15 protein-coding genes are annotated in these 15,485 nt (G+C 71.6%); 5 read left to right on the forward strand and 10 right to left on the reverse strand.

The window, feature by feature from the left end; translation table 11 throughout:
- The first annotated feature begins 11 nt into the window (after window positions 1-11).
- Window positions 12-1,265: a multidrug effflux MFS transporter gene (locus ACIPKM_RS16720; protein ID WP_402737150.1), complete on the forward strand. Its 1,254-nt coding sequence runs from the start codon at window positions 12-14 to the stop codon at window positions 1,263-1,265.
- On the opposite strand, the gene ACIPKM_RS16725 is transcribed toward ACIPKM_RS16720, so the two are convergent.
- Entirely contained in the window at window positions 1,255-1,980 is a 726-nt protein-coding gene (locus ACIPKM_RS16725; RefSeq protein ID WP_402737151.1) for a phosphatase PAP2 family protein, read from the reverse strand. The genes ACIPKM_RS16720 and ACIPKM_RS16725 overlap by 11 nt on opposite strands.
- 110 nt (window positions 1,981-2,090) lie before the next feature.
- Between ACIPKM_RS16725 and poxB the strand changes: the two genes are divergently transcribed.
- A complete protein-coding gene (gene poxB, locus ACIPKM_RS16730; protein ID WP_071296442.1) occupies window positions 2,091-3,815 on the forward strand; it encodes a ubiquinone-dependent pyruvate dehydrogenase in 1,725 nt (574 codons plus the stop codon).
- A 22-nt stretch (window positions 3,816-3,837) separates the two neighbouring features.
- Here the strand turns inward: poxB and pcp are convergent, their stop codons facing one another.
- Together pcp and ACIPKM_RS16740 are read right to left on the reverse strand one after the other, a co-directional pair.
- Window positions 3,838-4,485 carry a pyroglutamyl-peptidase I gene (pcp, locus tag ACIPKM_RS16735; protein WP_402737152.1) on the reverse strand — a complete coding sequence of 216 codons (648 nt, stop codon included), beginning with the start codon at window positions 4,483-4,485 and terminating at the stop codon, window positions 3,838-3,840.
- A gap of 73 nt (window positions 4,486-4,558) precedes the next feature.
- A complete protein-coding gene (locus ACIPKM_RS16740) occupies window positions 4,559-5,257 on the reverse strand; it encodes an SDR family NAD(P)-dependent oxidoreductase (RefSeq protein WP_071296444.1) in 699 nt (232 codons plus the stop codon).
- A gap of 101 nt (window positions 5,258-5,358) precedes the next feature.
- Here ACIPKM_RS16740 and ACIPKM_RS16745 point away from each other — a divergent pair, with 101 nt between their 5' ends.
- Window positions 5,359-6,204 carry a helix-turn-helix transcriptional regulator gene (locus tag ACIPKM_RS16745; RefSeq protein ID WP_071296445.1) on the forward strand — a complete coding sequence of 282 codons (846 nt, stop codon included), beginning with the start codon at window positions 5,359-5,361 and terminating at the stop codon, window positions 6,202-6,204.
- A gap of 41 nt (window positions 6,205-6,245) precedes the next feature.
- Window positions 6,246-6,878 carry a Pr6Pr family membrane protein gene (locus ACIPKM_RS16750; protein WP_071296446.1) on the forward strand — a complete coding sequence of 211 codons (633 nt, stop codon included), beginning with the start codon at window positions 6,246-6,248 and terminating at the stop codon, window positions 6,876-6,878.
- A gap of 27 nt (window positions 6,879-6,905) precedes the next feature.
- On the opposite strand, the gene ACIPKM_RS16755 is transcribed toward ACIPKM_RS16750, so the two are convergent.
- Window positions 6,906-7,205: a Dabb family protein gene (locus tag ACIPKM_RS16755; protein WP_083403494.1), complete on the reverse strand. Its 300-nt coding sequence runs from the start codon at window positions 7,203-7,205 to the stop codon at window positions 6,906-6,908.
- A gap of 9 nt (window positions 7,206-7,214) precedes the next feature.
- A complete protein-coding gene (locus ACIPKM_RS16760) occupies window positions 7,215-8,102 on the reverse strand; it encodes an SDR family oxidoreductase (protein WP_071296448.1) in 888 nt (295 codons plus the stop codon).
- A gap of 186 nt (window positions 8,103-8,288) precedes the next feature.
- On the opposite strand from ACIPKM_RS16760, the gene ACIPKM_RS16765 reads away from it, so the two are divergent.
- The gene (locus ACIPKM_RS16765) at window positions 8,289-8,747 is read left to right on the forward strand and encodes a DUF4383 domain-containing protein (protein ID WP_071296449.1); all 459 of its coding nucleotides are present in this window, start codon (window positions 8,289-8,291) and stop codon (window positions 8,745-8,747) included.
- A 109-nt stretch (window positions 8,748-8,856) separates the two neighbouring features.
- Here the strand turns inward: ACIPKM_RS16765 and ACIPKM_RS16770 are convergent, their stop codons facing one another.
- The 5 genes from ACIPKM_RS16770 to ACIPKM_RS16790 form a co-directional block, all read right to left on the reverse strand.
- Window positions 8,857-9,783 carry an ROK family protein gene (locus ACIPKM_RS16770; protein WP_071296450.1) on the reverse strand — a complete coding sequence of 309 codons (927 nt, stop codon included), beginning with the start codon at window positions 9,781-9,783 and terminating at the stop codon, window positions 8,857-8,859.
- Complete coding sequence (locus ACIPKM_RS16775; RefSeq protein ID WP_402737153.1) at window positions 9,780-11,531, reverse strand: dipeptide ABC transporter ATP-binding protein; 1,752 nt, start codon at window positions 11,529-11,531, stop codon at window positions 9,780-9,782. Before ACIPKM_RS16775 ends, ACIPKM_RS16770 begins: the two co-directional genes overlap by 4 nt.
- The gene (locus tag ACIPKM_RS16780) at window positions 11,531-12,430 is read right to left on the reverse strand and encodes an ABC transporter permease (protein ID WP_071296452.1); all 900 of its coding nucleotides are present in this window, start codon (window positions 12,428-12,430) and stop codon (window positions 11,531-11,533) included. Before ACIPKM_RS16780 ends, ACIPKM_RS16775 begins: the two co-directional genes overlap by 1 nt.
- A complete protein-coding gene (locus ACIPKM_RS16785; RefSeq protein WP_071296453.1) occupies window positions 12,427-13,386 on the reverse strand; it encodes an ABC transporter permease in 960 nt (319 codons plus the stop codon). The genes ACIPKM_RS16780 and ACIPKM_RS16785 overlap by 4 nt, the downstream gene beginning before the upstream one ends.
- A gap of 90 nt (window positions 13,387-13,476) precedes the next feature.
- Window positions 13,477-15,273, reverse strand: coding sequence for a peptide ABC transporter substrate-binding protein (locus ACIPKM_RS16790; RefSeq protein ID WP_071303289.1), 1,797 nt, complete (start codon window positions 15,271-15,273; stop codon window positions 13,477-13,479).
- Window positions 15,274-15,485: the final 212 nt, after the last annotated feature.

Below are 15,485 nucleotides of genomic sequence, written 5' to 3' on the forward strand. Positions count from 1 at the left end.
CTTTCATAATCATGACCACGGACACCGGAGCCATCCGCGCGCACGCCGCGACACCCACGACCCGACAGCAGGGCATCACCACCGGCCTGCTGCTCGTGCTCGGCCTGCTGAGCGCCGTCGCGCCCTTCGCGACCGACCTCTACCTGCCGGCCTTCCCGCAGATGACCACCGAACTGCAGGCTTCGGCGACGACCGTGCAGCTCACCCTCACCGCGTTCCTCGTCGGCGTGACCGCAGGACAGCTCGTCTTCGGGCCGCTGTCCGACCGGTTCGGCCGGGTGCCGCCGCTCCTCGCCGGCGCCGCACTGTGCGTGCTCGCGAGCGCCGCGGCCGTGCTCGCGCCGAACGTCGGTGTGCTCGTCGTCGCCCGGCTGCTGCAGGGCCTCGGCGGCGCGGCCGGCATGGTGATCGGTCGCGCGGTGATCTCCGACCTCGCGACGGGCAAGCCGGCGGCGCGGGCGTTCTCGCTCATGATGATCGTCGGCGGGGTCGCCCCGGTGGTCGCGCCGCTGCTCGGTGGGCTCCTGACGGGGCCGATCGGCTGGCGCGGGCTCCTCACCATCGTGCTCGGCCTGTCGGTCCTCATGCTCGTGGCGGTGCTCGCCGTGGTCCGCGAGACGCACCTGCGTTCGCGCCGCGATGCCCTGCGCGCCGAGCGACGGGCGTCCGGCGCGACGGGCTCGCCGCTGCGGGCACTCCGCTCCCGGACGTTCGTCGGGTACACCGCCGTGTTCGGCTTCGCGTTCGCCGTGATGATGGCGTACATCTCCGCGTCACCGTTCCTGTACCAGGACATGCTCGGGCTCGGCACGGTGGGCTACGGTCTCGCGTTCGGCTGCAACGCCCTCGCGCTGATGGGCGTGAGCATCCTCTCGGCGAAGCTCACGGCGACCCGATCGGTCACCGGGGTGCTCGCGCTCGGCATCGTCCTCGTGCTGGCCTCGACCGTCGCGTTCGCGCTGCTCGTCGTCACGTCCGCACCGGTGTTCTGGCTCGCCGTCCCGCTGTTCACCGCCGTGGGGTCGCTCGGCCTCGTGCTCGGCAACGCGACCGCGCTCGCACTCGGGGCGGTGCCGCAGGCTGCCGGGAGCGCCTCGGCGGTGCTGGGTGCCCTGCAGTTCGGGCTCGCGGCGCTCGTGTCGCCGCTCGTGAGCATCGGCGGCGAGGGCACGGCGGCGCCGCTCGCGGTCGTGATGCTCGCGGCCGCGGTGGTCGCCGTGGTGGCGCTGCTGGCCGCGCGCGGTCGGCGCGGCGTCAGCGCGTGACCTCGCGCTGCGCCGCAGGGCCCCGGGGCCGCAGGAACGGGATCTTCGGCATGAGCCAGTCGACCCACACCACCCGCACGCCCGGCGCGACGGCGAGCGCCCACACGATCGAGGCGGCGGCGTCCGTCGGGTAGTGCACGGCGTCGATCGACACCGCGAAGAACACGACGACGATCGCCACGACCCCGAGCCCCAGCGCGAGGCGGTGCCACCGGGTGTCGCGGAGCAGCCAGATGAGCGCGATCACGAACGCGGTGATGTAGACCGTGTGCCCGCTCGGGTAGCCGGGGTCCGGCTGCACCGGGAACGGGTGCGGCAGCACGGCGACGTCCGGACGGGCCCGGTGCACGATCTCCTTGACGACGGCGGACGGCACCCACGTGATCGCGATCGTGCCCCCGAACGCCAGCGCCGGGCGGAGGTCGCGGGTCCGCCACCAGATCACCGCGACGACCACGACCGTGATCCCGATCGCCGGGGCGGGACTGATGACGTGGTAGACCGCCGTCGTGAACGCCCCGAGGGCGCCGGTGTGCAGCCCGTTGAGCGCCTTCGAGAGCCCGAGGTCGACCGTGCCGAGGGTGAACCCGACGATCGTGATGAGGACGACGGCGACGACGGCGATCGCCACCGACGCGAGCGGGTAGCGGCTCCGGTCGAGGATCCCGTACTCGTCGGACGCTCGTCGGCGGGGGCGGAGATCGTGGTCGGACATCCGCCCATCGTCGCAGGTGCGGCGTCCGGGCGGCCCCGAGTTCGGTGTCGGACGATCAGAGGTCGCTCAGTGAACGGCAGGGATCAGCCGCCAGGACTAGACACGAAGGCATGACAACCGTTGCCGAGAACATCGTCGCCACCCTCCGTCAGAACGACGTCGAACGGGTCTACGGTCTCCCCGGGGACTCCCTCAACGGCTTCACCGACGCGCTGCGCAAGGACGGCACGATCCGGTGGGAGCACGTCCGCCACGAGGAGGCGGCCGCGTTCGCCGCCTCCGCCGAGGCCGAGCTGACCGGGAACCTCGCCGTGTGTGCGGGCAGCTGCGGTCCCGGCAACCTGCACCTGATCAACGGCCTCTACGACGCGAACCGCTCCCGCGTGCCGGTCCTCGCGATCGCGGCGCACATCCCCACGGCGGAGATCGGTTCCGGCTACTTCCAGGAGACCCACCCGCAGGAGCTCTTCCGCGAGTGCTCGGTCTACGTCGAGTACGTCGCCGACCCGTCCCAGATGCCGCGCCTGCTCGAGATCGCGATGCGCGCCGCGGTCGAGAAGCGCGGCGTCGCCGTGCTCGTCATCCCGGGCGACGTGCTCCTCGCCGAGGCCGTCGCGCCCCGCGTCACGACCATCGAGCGCGCCGAGCCGCGGATCATCCCCGCACAGGCCGAGCTGGAGCGCACCGCGCAGCTGCTCAACGGCGCCGACAAGGTCACCATCCTCGCCGGCGCCGGCGTCGCGGGCGCCCACGACGAGGTCATCGCCCTCGCCGAACGCCTGCAGGCCCCGATCGTGCACGCCCTGCGCGGCAAGGAGCACATCGAGTGGGACAACCCGTACGACGTCGGCATGACCGGGCTCCTCGGCTTCGCCTCCGGGTACCGCGCGATGGAGGACGCCGACGTGGTGCTCATGCTCGGCACCGACTTCCCCTACCAGCAGTTCTTCCCCGCGAAGGCGAAGCACGTGCAGGTCGACATCCGCGGCGAACAGCTCGGCAAGCGGCACCCGGTCGACATCGGCCTGGTCGGCACCGTCAAGGACACGGCGCTCGCCCTCATCCCGCTGCTCACCGGGTCGCACCCCACGAAGCACCTCGAGGACGCGCGCAAGCACTACGCGAAGACCCGCGCGAAGCTCGACGACCTGGCCGTGCCGGCCGGCAAGCACAAGCCGCTGCACCCGCAGTACGTCGCGCGCGCGCTCGACCGGCTCGCCGACCAGGACGCCGTGTTCATCCCCGACGTCGGCTCCCCCGTCGTGTGGGCGTCGCGGTACCTCACCATGAACGGCGACCGGCGGCTGATCGGGTCGTTCGTGCACGGCACGATGGCGAACGCGGTGCCGCAGGCGATCGGTGCGCAGGCGGCGTTCCCCGACCGGCAGGTCATCGCCATGGCCGGCGACGGCGGCCTCGCGATGCTGCTCGGCGAGCTCATCACGATCGTGCAGAACAAGCTGCCCGTGAAGATCGTGGTGTTCGACAACTCGTCCCTGAACTTCGTCGAGCTCGAGATGAAGGCGGCCGGGTTCGTCACCTACGGCACCGAGCTGCAGAACCCCGACTTCGCGAAGGTCGCCGAGGCGATCGGCATCGCGGGCTTCCGCGTCGACGAGTCCGACCAGCTCGAGGACGCGCTCGCCGCCGCCCTCGCGCACGACGGCCCCGCGCTCGTGTCGGTCAAGGCCGACCGTCAGGAGCTCTCGATGCCGCCGGCGGTGACCCTCGAGCAGGCGAAGGGCTTCACGCTCTACGCGATCCGCACCGTGCTGTCCGGTCGCGGCGACGAGTTGCTCGACCTCGCGTCGACGAACTTCCGCCAGTTCATCTGACCGACGACGCGGGCGGCGCGGATCAGGACTCCGCGCCGCCCTCGGCGACGATGTCCGGCGCCGGGTCGAGCGCGGCGCGGACCACGGCGTCGAGCGCGGTGACGATCCGGTCGAGGTCGAGCGAGGGGCCGTCCCCGGCGATGTCCGGGGTCGCCGGGACGTGCACCAAGCCGGCTCGGAAGCCCTCGCGGTCGGCGAACGACATGAGCTCGTAGAACACCTGGTTGCAGGTGAACGTCCCCGCCGTGTTGGACACCGCAGCGGGGACACCGGCCGCCCGGACGTCCCGGACGATCCGCTTGATCGGCAGTCCGCTGAACGCTGCCGGGGCACCGAACGGGTCGATCGGCTCGTCCACCGGTTGCGCGCCCGCGTTGTCCGGCATCCGGGCGTCCATGACGTTGATCGCGACGCGCTCCGGTGTCACCGCGGCCCGTCCGGCAGCGAACCCGGTCGCGATGACGACGGCGGGACGGTGCTTCGCGATCGCCGCCGCGAGCCGCGACCGCTCCTCGGCGAAGACCACCGGCAGCTGCTCGACGACGAGGGTCGCCGGTCCGTCCCACGTGGCCGCGAGCCGCTGCGCGGCTTCCCACGAGGGGTTCACGGCGTCGCCGCCGAACGGTTCGAAGGCGGTCAGCAGGACGGTCGGTTCGGTCGCGTCAGCCACGTCCTCATCGTAGGGACCTGCGGGCCGGGAGGCGCGGTGCGCAGCCGCCCTGCGCCTCCCGTTCGTCGGATGGTCACCATCCGAGCGGCGCACCGTCCTCCAGGAAGACGCCCGTCGGACCGTCGGGGCCCGCGGCGGCCGCCGCGGCGACCGTCGCCGCACTGACCTCGACCGGACGGCCGTGCGGGTTCGGCACACCCCCGAACTCGGTCGCGGTGTACCCGGGCTCGACCGCGACGAAGTGGACCTCCGGCACGGCACGGGCGTACTGCACGGTGAGCATCGACACCGCCGCCTTGCTCGCGCCGTAGACGATCGCCTGGTACTGCGACGCCGGCTTCTCCGGGTCGTGGTTGGCCGCGAACGAACCGAGCGCGCTCGAGATGTTCACGACGATCGGGGCGGCCGAGGACCGCAGCAGCGGCAGCGCGGCCTCGGTGGTCCGGACGACGCTCACGGCGTTCGTGTCGAACACCTCGAGCGCCTCCGGTCCGTCCAGCCCGAGCTTGCCGATGCCGGCGTTGTTCACCAGCACGTCGAGCCCGCCGGCAGCGCCGATGGTCGCGAACGCCGCGGCGACCGAGGCGTCGACCGTGACGTCGAGCTGCACGGCTCGGACCGCGTTCGGTCCCCTGCTGATCTCGTCGGCCACCGCGTGGCCGGTGTCGAGGTCGCGGGCGCCGATCCACACGGTGTGGCCGGCGGCGGCGAGCTGGCGGGCGGTCTCCTTGCCGAGGCCGCGTGTGGCCCCGGTGACGAATGTCGTTGTCATGGCCCCAGCGTCGCTCCGGCGAGCGCCCTCGGGGAGCCGTCCCGCTGTCGTAGGACTGCTGGACCCAGGACAGCGGGCGCGACGGGTCGCAGACTGGAGCCGTGGAACACACCGAGTTCGGCCGCACCCTCCGTCGGCTGCGCGACCACGTCGCGCCGGACACCGTCGGCGTCGTCGCGGGGAGCCGTCGGCGCGCGACCGGCCTCCGTCGCGAGGAGCTCGCCGCCCTCGCCGGGATCTCGGCCGACTACCTCACCCGGCTCGAACAGGGGCGGGCGACCTCGCCGTCCGCGCAGGTGGTCGAGGCGCTGGCCCGCTCGCTCCGGGTCGCGGACGCGGAGCGCGAGCTGCTGTTCCGGCTCGCCGGGCACGCCGCCCCGGGCGCCGACGTCGTGCCCTCGCGCATCCCGCCGAGCGTGCAGCGGCTGCTCGACCGGCTGTCGGACACCCCGGTCGCGGTGCTCGACGCCGCTGGCACGATCCTGACCGCGAACGGGCCGTACGACGCGCTGATGGGGCCGGTCGGTGCGCTCCGTGGGCACGAGCGGAACACCGCGTGGCGCCACCTCGTCGGACCGGGCAGCCGGGCGGTGCACTCGGACGCCGAGCAGCGGGCGTTCGAGGCCTCGGTCGTCGCCGAGCTCCGGCTCACGGTCGCCCGGTACCCGCTCGACCGCGGGCTGCGGCAGCTCGTGCGGGACCTCCGTGCCGCGAGCGAACGGTTCGTCGAGCTGTGGGACACCGGCGACACCGCACCGCCGCAGAGCTCCGGCCGGCGGAAGGTGGTGGACCACCCGGCGGTGGGCCGGATCGCCCTCGACTGCGACACCCTGAGGATCGCGACCGATGACCTGACGGTGCTCGCGTACACCGCGGAGCCGGGCAGTGCCGATGCCGAGCGGCTGGCGCTGGCGGTCGTGCTCGGGACGCAGTCGCTCGTCGGGTGACCGATCCGTCCGGGAGTGCCGGCGATCGGTAGGGTGGCGCCATGAAGACGACCGTCCTGGCTGCCGTCCGCCTCGCGCTCGCGGCCGCGTCCGTCGCCGGAGTCGTCACCCAGGTCGTGCTGAGCGTGCGGGTGGACTTCAGCCTCGTGAGCGTCTTCAGCTACTTCACGATCCTCGGCAACCTCTACGCCAGCACCGTGTTCGTGATCGGCGCCGTCCGGCTCCTGCGGGGTGTCCCGTCGTCGCGCGGGTGGGAGGTCGCGCGCGGCGCCGCGGTCGTCTACCTGGCGTTCGTCGGCATCGTGTTCAACACGCTGCTGGCCGGTGCCGACCTCGGCGAACTCCTGCCGTGGGTGAACGTCGTGCACCACATGGTGATCCCGGCGGCCGTCGTGGTCGACTGGTTCGTGGACCGTCCCCGCCACCGGCAGCCGTTCACCATGGTCTGGGCGGCCGCGATCGTGCCCGCCGTCTACACCGCGTACACGCTGGTCCGCGGCGCGGTCGTCGGGTTCTACCCCTACCCGTTCTTCAACCCGGCCCGTGTCGGCGGGTACGGCGGCGTCGCGTTGTACTGCGCGGCACTGCTCGTCGGCTTCCTCGTGATCGCCGTGCTCGTGCGCGCATCGGGCAACGCCATGGCCCGGCGGACGGCGGTCGTCGGGTCGCGCTGATCGGCACGCCCGACGACCACCCCGACGTCAGTCCTCGACGTCGAAGACCACCACGCGTTCGCTCGCGCCCTGGATGTACGCGGCGACGGGCTGGTGCTCCTCGTGCGGCAGGTACCCGGCGAGCGCCGCGCGGTCCCGGAACCGGACGACGAGCATCCAGTCGAAACCGCCCTCGAGCCCCTCGGTGCTGATGCTCTCGCCTGACCGCACGGACTCGACGCCGTCGATCCGCGGCAGGTGCTCGCGCACGATGGCATCGGCCTGCGCCGACCGGTCGGCTGCGTCGCCGTCCCAGGCGACGAGGACCACGTGTGTCGTCCCGCTCATCGTGTCCTCCTAGAAGGCCGGGGTGCCGCCGGCGATGGTGATCGTCGACCCGGACTGGTAGCTGGACTCGGGGCTGACGAGGTGCACGTACGCGGCAGCGAGTTCGGCGGGCTGACCGGGGCGGCCGAACGGCGACTGCTCGCCGAAGTGCGCCACGGTCTCGGCGTCGTCGGACCCCGGCTGGAGGGGCGTCCACACCGGTCCGGGAGCGACCGAGTTCACGCGGATGCCCTTCGGCGCGAGCTGCTGCGCGACGGCCTCGGTGAAGAGCTTGATCGCGCCCTTCGACACCGCGTAGTCGATCTTGTCCGGCGACGGCGTGCTCGCCTGGATCGACCCGGTGGTGACGATCGTGGATCCCGGCTCGAGGTGCGGCACGGCGGCCTTGGTCAGCCAGAAGAGCGAGTAGATGTTCGTCTTGAAGGTCGAGTCGAAGTGCTCGGTCGTGAGCGTGAGGATGTCGTCGTTGCTGTCCATCCGCCCGGCGACCATGACGAGGGTGTCGAGGCCACCGAACTCGTCGACGGCCTTCTGGACGAGGTCGGTGCAGTACTGCTCGTCGGAGATGTCGCCGGGGAAGAGCACCGCACGACGCCCTTCGCCCTCGAGCAGGTCGCGCACCTGTTCGGCGTCCTCCTGCTCGTCGGGCAGGTAGGAGAGGACGAGGTCGGCGCCCTCGCGGGAGAGTGCGATGGCGGCGGCGCGGCCGATGCCCGAGTCGGCGCCGGTGACGATGCCCCGGAAGCCCTTCAGGCGACCGAGCCCGACGTAGCTCTCCTCGCCGTGGTCGGGCTTCGGGTCCATCTTCCACGCGGCCCCGGGGAGCGACTGCTCCTGCTCCGGGTACGGCGGGGCGGGGTAGAGGGTCTTGGGATCGCGCTTGTCGTACTGGCTCATGCGCTCCACGATGCCCGGCGTCCCCTCCGCGACGGCTCAGGCCCCAGGCACGGCCAGCGCGCGGATGTGTGGGTCGCGAAGTACCTGCAAACCGACCGGGCACATGCTCCGAATGCACTGTGGGCGTCATGAGCGCCCGGACCGGCGCACCGGCGTTCCGGCCCTCGTTGAGAGAGAGGTCGCATCATGACCAGCAACGCAGCAACGAACCGCACCGCCAACGGCTCCACCTGGACACAGAAGGGCGCCCTGGTCTTCGGGATCGTCTTCCTCATCGTCGGCATCGCCGGGTTCATCCCCGGTCTCACGATGGACATGGGCACGATGTCGGTGGCCGGCCACGGCTCGATGGCACTCCTGCTCGGCACGTTCCAGGTGTCCGTGCTCCACAACATCGTCCACCTGCTGTTCGGCGTCGTCGGGCTCCTCGCGGCCCGCAGCGCCCGCGGCGCCCGGCTCTACCTGCTCGTCGGCGGGATCGTCTACGCGGTCCTGTTCGTCTACGGCCTGTTCACCGCCGGCATGGCCGACCCGGCGAACTTCGTGCCGCTCAACAGCGCCGACAACGTCCTGCACCTGGTGCTCGCCGTCGCGATGATCGTGCTCGGGCTGCTGCTCCCCCGCGTCGGGGCCCGTCGGGTCTGACCCGGCCGTCGGCGGTCCTCCCGCCGACAGCACCCACGACCGGAGCCGGTCTGGGCCACGCGATCAGGTGGTCCAGGCCGGCTCCTCGTCGTTCCGGGAAGCGGTCGCCTCAGCGCGCGGGCGCACTCCCGAGCACCAGGTCCCGCACCTGCGCAGCGGCCCCGAGCGCCACGGCGTCGGACCCCAGCGACGACAGGGCCAGCCGGATCGGCGCCCCGCTCACCGGGGGCTCCAGCGCGATGGCGGCGCTGATGGCCGGCTCGAGCAGGTCCCATGACCGCGCGATCCCCCCGCCGATGACGATGGTCGTCACGTCGAGGATCCCCGCCGTCAGCAGGGCAGCACGCGCCAGCCCCCAGCCGGCGGTCTCGAACACCGCGGCGGCGTCGGGGTCCCCGGCGCGTGCGGCGTCGGCGACCTCGCGGACGGTGGCCCGGCGCCCGGTCCGTTCGGCGTAGCGGTCGGCGATGCCGCGCGCCCCGGCGATGGTCTCGAGGTGGCCGACCTGCCCGCAGGTGCACACCGCGTCGCCGAAGCCCGGGACGTGGCCGATCTCGCCCGCCGCACCGCGGGGCCCGGCGAACAGCGAGCCGCCGAGCACGAGCGCACCGCCGACCCCGGTCCCGAGCGTCATGCCGAGCACGTCCGGCTCCCCCGCCACGGCACCGGCGGCGACCTCGCCGAGCAGGAACGCGTTCACGTCGTTGTCGAGCGTCGCAGGGACGCCGAGGGCCGACGTGACCGCGTCCGTCACGCCGTAACCAGCCCAGCCGGTGAACGAGTTGCCCGTCACGAGCACCGTCCCAGTGCTCGCGTCGACGACGCCGGCAGCGCCCACCCCGACACCGGTCACGGAGGCGCGGTGCCGGTCGAGCAGGTCCGTCACGGCACCGAGGGCGGCCGTCACGATCGCGGCGCCACCCGCGTGGGCGGGCGTCGGCAGGTCGATGCGGTCGATCACCTCGAGCGCCGGGGTCGCGAGGACCACCTTCGTGTTCGTCCCGCCGACGTCGACGCCGGCGACGACCTCGCTCACGCGGTCACCGCCCCGAGGGTCGCGAGTCGCTCGACCCGGCGTTGCCGCTGCACCACCGGGTCGGGGACGGGCACGGCGGCGAGCAGCCGTCGGGTGTAGTCGGTGGTCGGGTGCATGAGGGTGGCACCGGTCGTGCCCTGCTCCTCGACGACGCCCTGGCGCATCACGACGACCCGCTCGGCGAACTGCTGCACGACGGCGAGGTCGTGCGAGACGAACAGGCACGCGAACCCGAGGTCGTCCTGCAGCTCGCGGAGTACCTCGAGCACCGTCTCCTGCACGCTGACGTCGAGCGCACTGGTCGGTTCGTCAGCGACGAGCAACCGCGGCGAGAGCACGAGCGCCCGGGCGAGGGACACGCGCTGCCGCTGCCCGCCCGAGAGCTCCCGGGGTGCACGCGACGCCAGGGTCCGGGGCAGCCGGACGGCGTCGAGGACCTCGTCGATGCGCTTCCGACGGTCGGCGGAGGACATGCCGCGGCGGTGCACGGCGAGCGGTTCGGCGATGCACTCGGCGACCGACATCCGGGCGTCGAGCGATGCCACCGGGTCCTGCAGCACGACGCCGATGCCCGACCGGAGCGCTCGGCGGTCGCGACCACGAGCCGTGCGCAGGTCGGAGCCGAACAGGTGCACGCTGCCGGACGTCGGCTTGACGAGGCCGAGCGCGACCCGGGCCGCGGTGGACTTGCCGGAACCGGACTCCCCGACCAGGCCGACGGTCTCGCCGGCGTGCACGGCGATGTCGATGCCCTGCAGCGCGTGGACGGCGCGCGCCCCGCGCCCGAACGTCACCGAGACATCCCGCAGGTCGACCACCGGGGCCGCGCCGCGCCTCCCGTCCGAACCGTCCGAACCGTCCGAACCGTCCGCGACGGACGCACCGGACGCACCCGACGCGACGGCCGCGCCGGACGTGACGGCCACGCCGGACGCACCGGACGCGACGGCAGCACCGGCCTCGGCCACGGCCAGCCGCGGCACCGCCGCGAGCAACCGCTTCGTGTACTCGTGCTGCGGCCGGAGCAGGACGTCCTCGACGGAGCCCGTCTCGACGATCGACCCCTGCAACATGACCGCGACCCGGTCCGCGAAGTCCGCGACGACGCCCATGTTGTGGGTGACGAGCAGGACTCCCGTGCCGGTGTCCGCCGCCAGGCGACGCAGCAGCTCGAGGATCTCCGCCTGCACGGTGACGTCGAGGGCCGTCGTCGGCTCGTCGGCGATGAGGAGCTTCGGCGAGTTCGCGATCGCCATCGCGATGACCACGCGCTGCCGCTGGCCGCCGGACAGCTGGAACGGGAACGCCCTGGCACGCTGCGCGGGCGAGGGGATGCCGACCCGGTCGAGCAGGTCGACGGCCCGTGCCGCGGCGTCCGCTGCCGAGACGGCGCCGTGGTTCCGGATGACCTCAGCGATCTGCGCCCCGACGCGGGTGAGGGGGTCGAGGGCGGTCGCGGGCTCCTGGAAGACCATCGAGACGGTGCTGCCGCGGAGCGACCGCAGGGCGGGCTCGGCGGCACCGACGATCTCGTGGCCGTCGACGACCGCGCTGCCGGTGGCGGTGGCGTTGCCGGACAGCAGCCCCATCGCGGCGAGGGCGACGGTGGACTTGCCGGAACCGGACTCCCCGACGAGCGCGAGCGTCTCACCGGGTTCGACGTGCAGGGAGACCCCGCGGACGGCGTCGACCGTGCCGGACTCCGTGCTGAAGGAGACCCCGAGGTCGGTGGTGGTCAGGATGGACATCAACGGCCCCTCACGTCGAAGGCGTCCCGGAGCCCGTCGCCCACGGCGTTGAACGCGCAGACGACCAGGATCACGGCGAGACCCGGTGGCACGATGAGCCACCACCGCCCCGAGTAGGCGGCGGTGAGTCCTGCCGAGAGCATGCCACCCCAGTCCGTCGCGGGTGCCTGCACGCCCAGCCCGAGGTACGAGACGTAGGCGACGAGGAGGATCGCGTCGGCGACCTGGAACGTGGCGGCGACGACGATCGTGGACACCGAGTTCGGCAGCAGGTGGCGGCCGATCGCGCGGGCGTGCGACCCGCCGATCGCGCGGAGGGTCAGCACGTAGTCGCGGTTCTTCAGCGTCAGCGTCTCGGCGCGGATGAGCCGGGAGGGCACGAGCCACGACACGAAGCCGAGGATCACGATGAGTCCCCACACACCGGGCGTCGTGATCGCCGAGATGACGAGCAGGATGAAGAGCGCCGGGATCGCGATGCCGGCGTCGACCACGCGCATCATCACCGCGTCGACCCAGCCGCCGACGTACCCGGCGATCGAGCCCCAGAGGGTGCCGACGACGGTGGCGAGGACGCCGGCGGCGATGCCCACCATGAGCGACACCTTGCCGCCGAACATCAGCCGGCCGAGCACGTCGTGCCCGACGGCGTCGGTGCCGAGCAGGTGCGCGGCGCCGGGGGCGAGGTTCGCCTGGGAGAGCTGGGTGTGCGTCTGGTCGGTCGGGTACAGGAACGGGCCGACGAAGCAGAACAGCACGATGACGACGATGACGACGAGGCCGATCACCGCGAGGGTGTTGTGGCGGAAGCGGCGGACGGCGAGGCGCCAGCCGGTGGCGGCGACGGGCTGCACGAGCGACGCCGCTCCGGGGGCTTCGGGTGCCAGCTGTGCGGTCATGCGCGGCCTGCCTTCACTCGGGGGTCGATCAAGGACTGCGCGACGTCGGCGAGCAGCGTGCCCACCACGGTCGCGATCGAGATGACGAGGACGCACCCGAGCAGCGTCGGGTAGTCCGAGGTCTGCGCGGCGTTCCAGAAGAGGAGCCCCATGCCGGGGTAGTTGAACAGCTGCTCCGTGACGAGCGCCCCGCCGAACAGCACCGGCAGGTAGTACCCGAGCATCGCCACCACCGGGGTGAGCGAGTTCCGGAACACGTGCCGGCGCAGGATCGCCGCGGTCGAGGCACCGCCGGCGCGGGCGGTGCGGACGTAGTCCTCCTGCAGGTTCTCGAGCGTCGAGGCCCGCATGTACCGGCTGAAGACGGCGATCATGGCGAGGGCACCGGTGACGACGGGGAGCACGAGCCCGGCCGGGTCCTGGAAGACCTCGGCGAGGGTGTTCCCGCTCGGTGCCTGGGACGGCAGCCAGGGCAGCTGCTGGCTGAAGACGATGATGAGGACGAGCCCGAGGAAGAACGCGGGCGTCGAGTAGAAGACGAACGCCAGGGCGGTGGCCGCGTAGTCGACCGCGCCGTTGCGACGGACCGCTTGCCACATGCCGACCGGGATCGCGAGCACGATGCCGAGCACCGCGGACATCCCGGTGAGGACGAGGGTCTTCGGCAGCCGCTCCGTGATGAGCTGCGAGACCGGCTCGTTGAGCGTGTACGACGTGCCGAGGTCGCCGGTGAGGAGGCGGCCGAGGAACCGGAGGTACTGCACGGGCAGCGGCTGGTCGAGCCCCTGCGCCGTGTTGAACGCGGCGATCTGTGCGGGCGTCGCGGAGACGCCGAGCACGCCGCGGGCGGGCCCGCCCGGCAGGGCGTGCAGCAGGCAGAACACGACGATCGTGACGATGAGGATCACCGCGAGCGCCTGCAGGACGCGCCTGGTGAGGTAGAGAGCTGTGGTCATGCGGCTTCCGTCGTCTGGATTGGTGCGGTGGGCCCCGGGAGGCGCGGTGCGGGTCGGACCCGCGCCGCGCCTCCAGAGGGTGTCAGGTGGTTACTTCGACCACTTCCACTGGGCCGGGTGGAAGTTGGCGAGCGAGTCCTGGTCGAACCCGGTCAGCCCCTGCTTGACGACCGAGATCTGGTAGTCCGGGCTCGGCAGCCAGATCACCGGCAGGTCCTTCGCGACCGCGGCGCTGTAGTCCTGCACGGCGGTGGCGTCGGGCGACGTGGTCGTCGCGTCGATGAGCTTGTCCACGTCGGCGTTGGAGTACGAGCCGAAGTTCGCCGAACCACCGGTCTGGAAGAGCGACTCACCGGTCGGGTAGGCCGGGAAGTACCAGCTGCCCGCGGTGCCGAAGAAGGAGAGGTCCCAGTCGCAGCTGGCCTCGTCGCTCGTGCAGGTCGGGGTCTGCGACAGGACGCTCGACACCGGCGCGGTCTTGATGGTGAAGCCGATGCCGGTCTTCGCGAGCGAGGACTGGATCGCGCTCATCATGTTGTCGGTGACGGTCGAGCCGGACTGCGAGAGGACGTTCATGGTGAACTTCGTGCCCTGCTTGACGCCCTCGCCGCACTGGCTGTCGGACGTACCGGGGTCGGTGCAGACCATCGTGCCGCCCTGCTCCGCCCACCCGTGGGACTCGAGCAGCGCCTTGGCCTTCTTCGTGCTGAACGGGTACGGGTTGTCCTTCTGCGTGCTCGACACGTAGTCGGACTCCTGCGCCTGCGGGATCGGCCCGTAGGTCGAGGTGGCGGTGCCGTTGAAGACGACCTTGGACAGCGAGGTCTGGTCGATCGACATCTGCACGGCCTGGCGGGCGTACAGCTGCTTGAACACGGCGCCCATGTCCGGGTTGTTGAAGTTGTACGGCATGTACGTGATCGCCCAGCCGGTCCAGGGCTGCACGTCGTAGCCCTTCGACGTGAAGGACGACTTCTGGTCCATGTCGGTGGCGTTGATGTAGCCGTAGTCGACCTCGCCCGAGCGGACCGCGTTCACCTCGGCGTCCGTCGTGGTGAACGGCAGCAGGTTGACCGTCGTGATCGAGGGCTTCTCGCCGCCGTCGTACTTCGTGTTCGCCGTCAGGGTGACCTTGCCCGCCGTGGTGAACGTCTTCACGCCGTAGGGCCCGGAGATGGTCTTCCACAGGTCGTCGCTGGCGTAGTCGGAGATCTTGCCGGCGGCGGTGTTGAGGTACTTCCACACCTGCTTCGCACCGGACGTGGTCTCGTCGGCGTCGGAGACCTTCGCGCTCGCGCTCGTCTTGTCCCAGGCGTGCTGCGGCAGCGGGATGATGTGGCTCAGCTGGTTGGCGAGCATCCAGTCCGGGTTGTACGCCTTGTCGAACGTGATCGTGAAGTGCGTGTCGTCGTCGGCCGTGAAGGAGGTCCAGTTGTCCGGCGCCTTGCCCTTCGAGTAGGAGCCCCACTCGTCCTTGTTCGCCTTGATCAGGTTGAACCAGAACTCGACGTCCCGGCTCGTGATCGGCTTGCCGTCGGACCAGTGCCGGTCGCCGAGGGTGACCGTGACGCTCTTCGAGTCGCTCGCGAACGTCGCGTCCGTCGCGACCGAACCGGCCTTGTTCCACGCGATCTTGCCGGTGGAGCCGTCGTAGGCGACGAGCGGCTCGTACAGCGACTGCGCGATCGAGCCGTTGTTCGTGTTGAGGTGCGCTGCGGTGCCGATCGGGAGGATCCAGTTCGGCGTGAAGTTGGCCGGCAGTGCGTAGTCGATCGTGTCGGAGCTGCTGCCGGACGAGGCGTTGCCGCCCCCGGAGCAGCCGGCGAGCAGCGCGCTCACGGCGATCGCGGCTCCGGTGAGGAGCGCCCAGCGACGGGGCTTGGTCATGTGTGTCTCCTGGTGCGTGGGAGGTTCGGGGTGTGGAGCACGCGTGCCGAGCGGCACGGGGACAGTCAATGTCCAAAGCCGTTGGAAAAACAAACATCTCCGTGTAAATAGTTCGTTTCTGCCGTTCGGGCGAAAGGGTGGACCGGTTGATCTGCCGGTTAGGCTCGCGGCAGTCGGTGGTCACCCGCCGCGTTCCGCCCGGATTGGAGAAA

Origin of the sequence: Curtobacterium sp. NPDC086286, from assembly GCF_044746255.1 — a bacterium.
Classification (GTDB): domain Bacteria; phylum Actinomycetota; class Actinomycetes; order Actinomycetales; family Microbacteriaceae; genus Curtobacterium.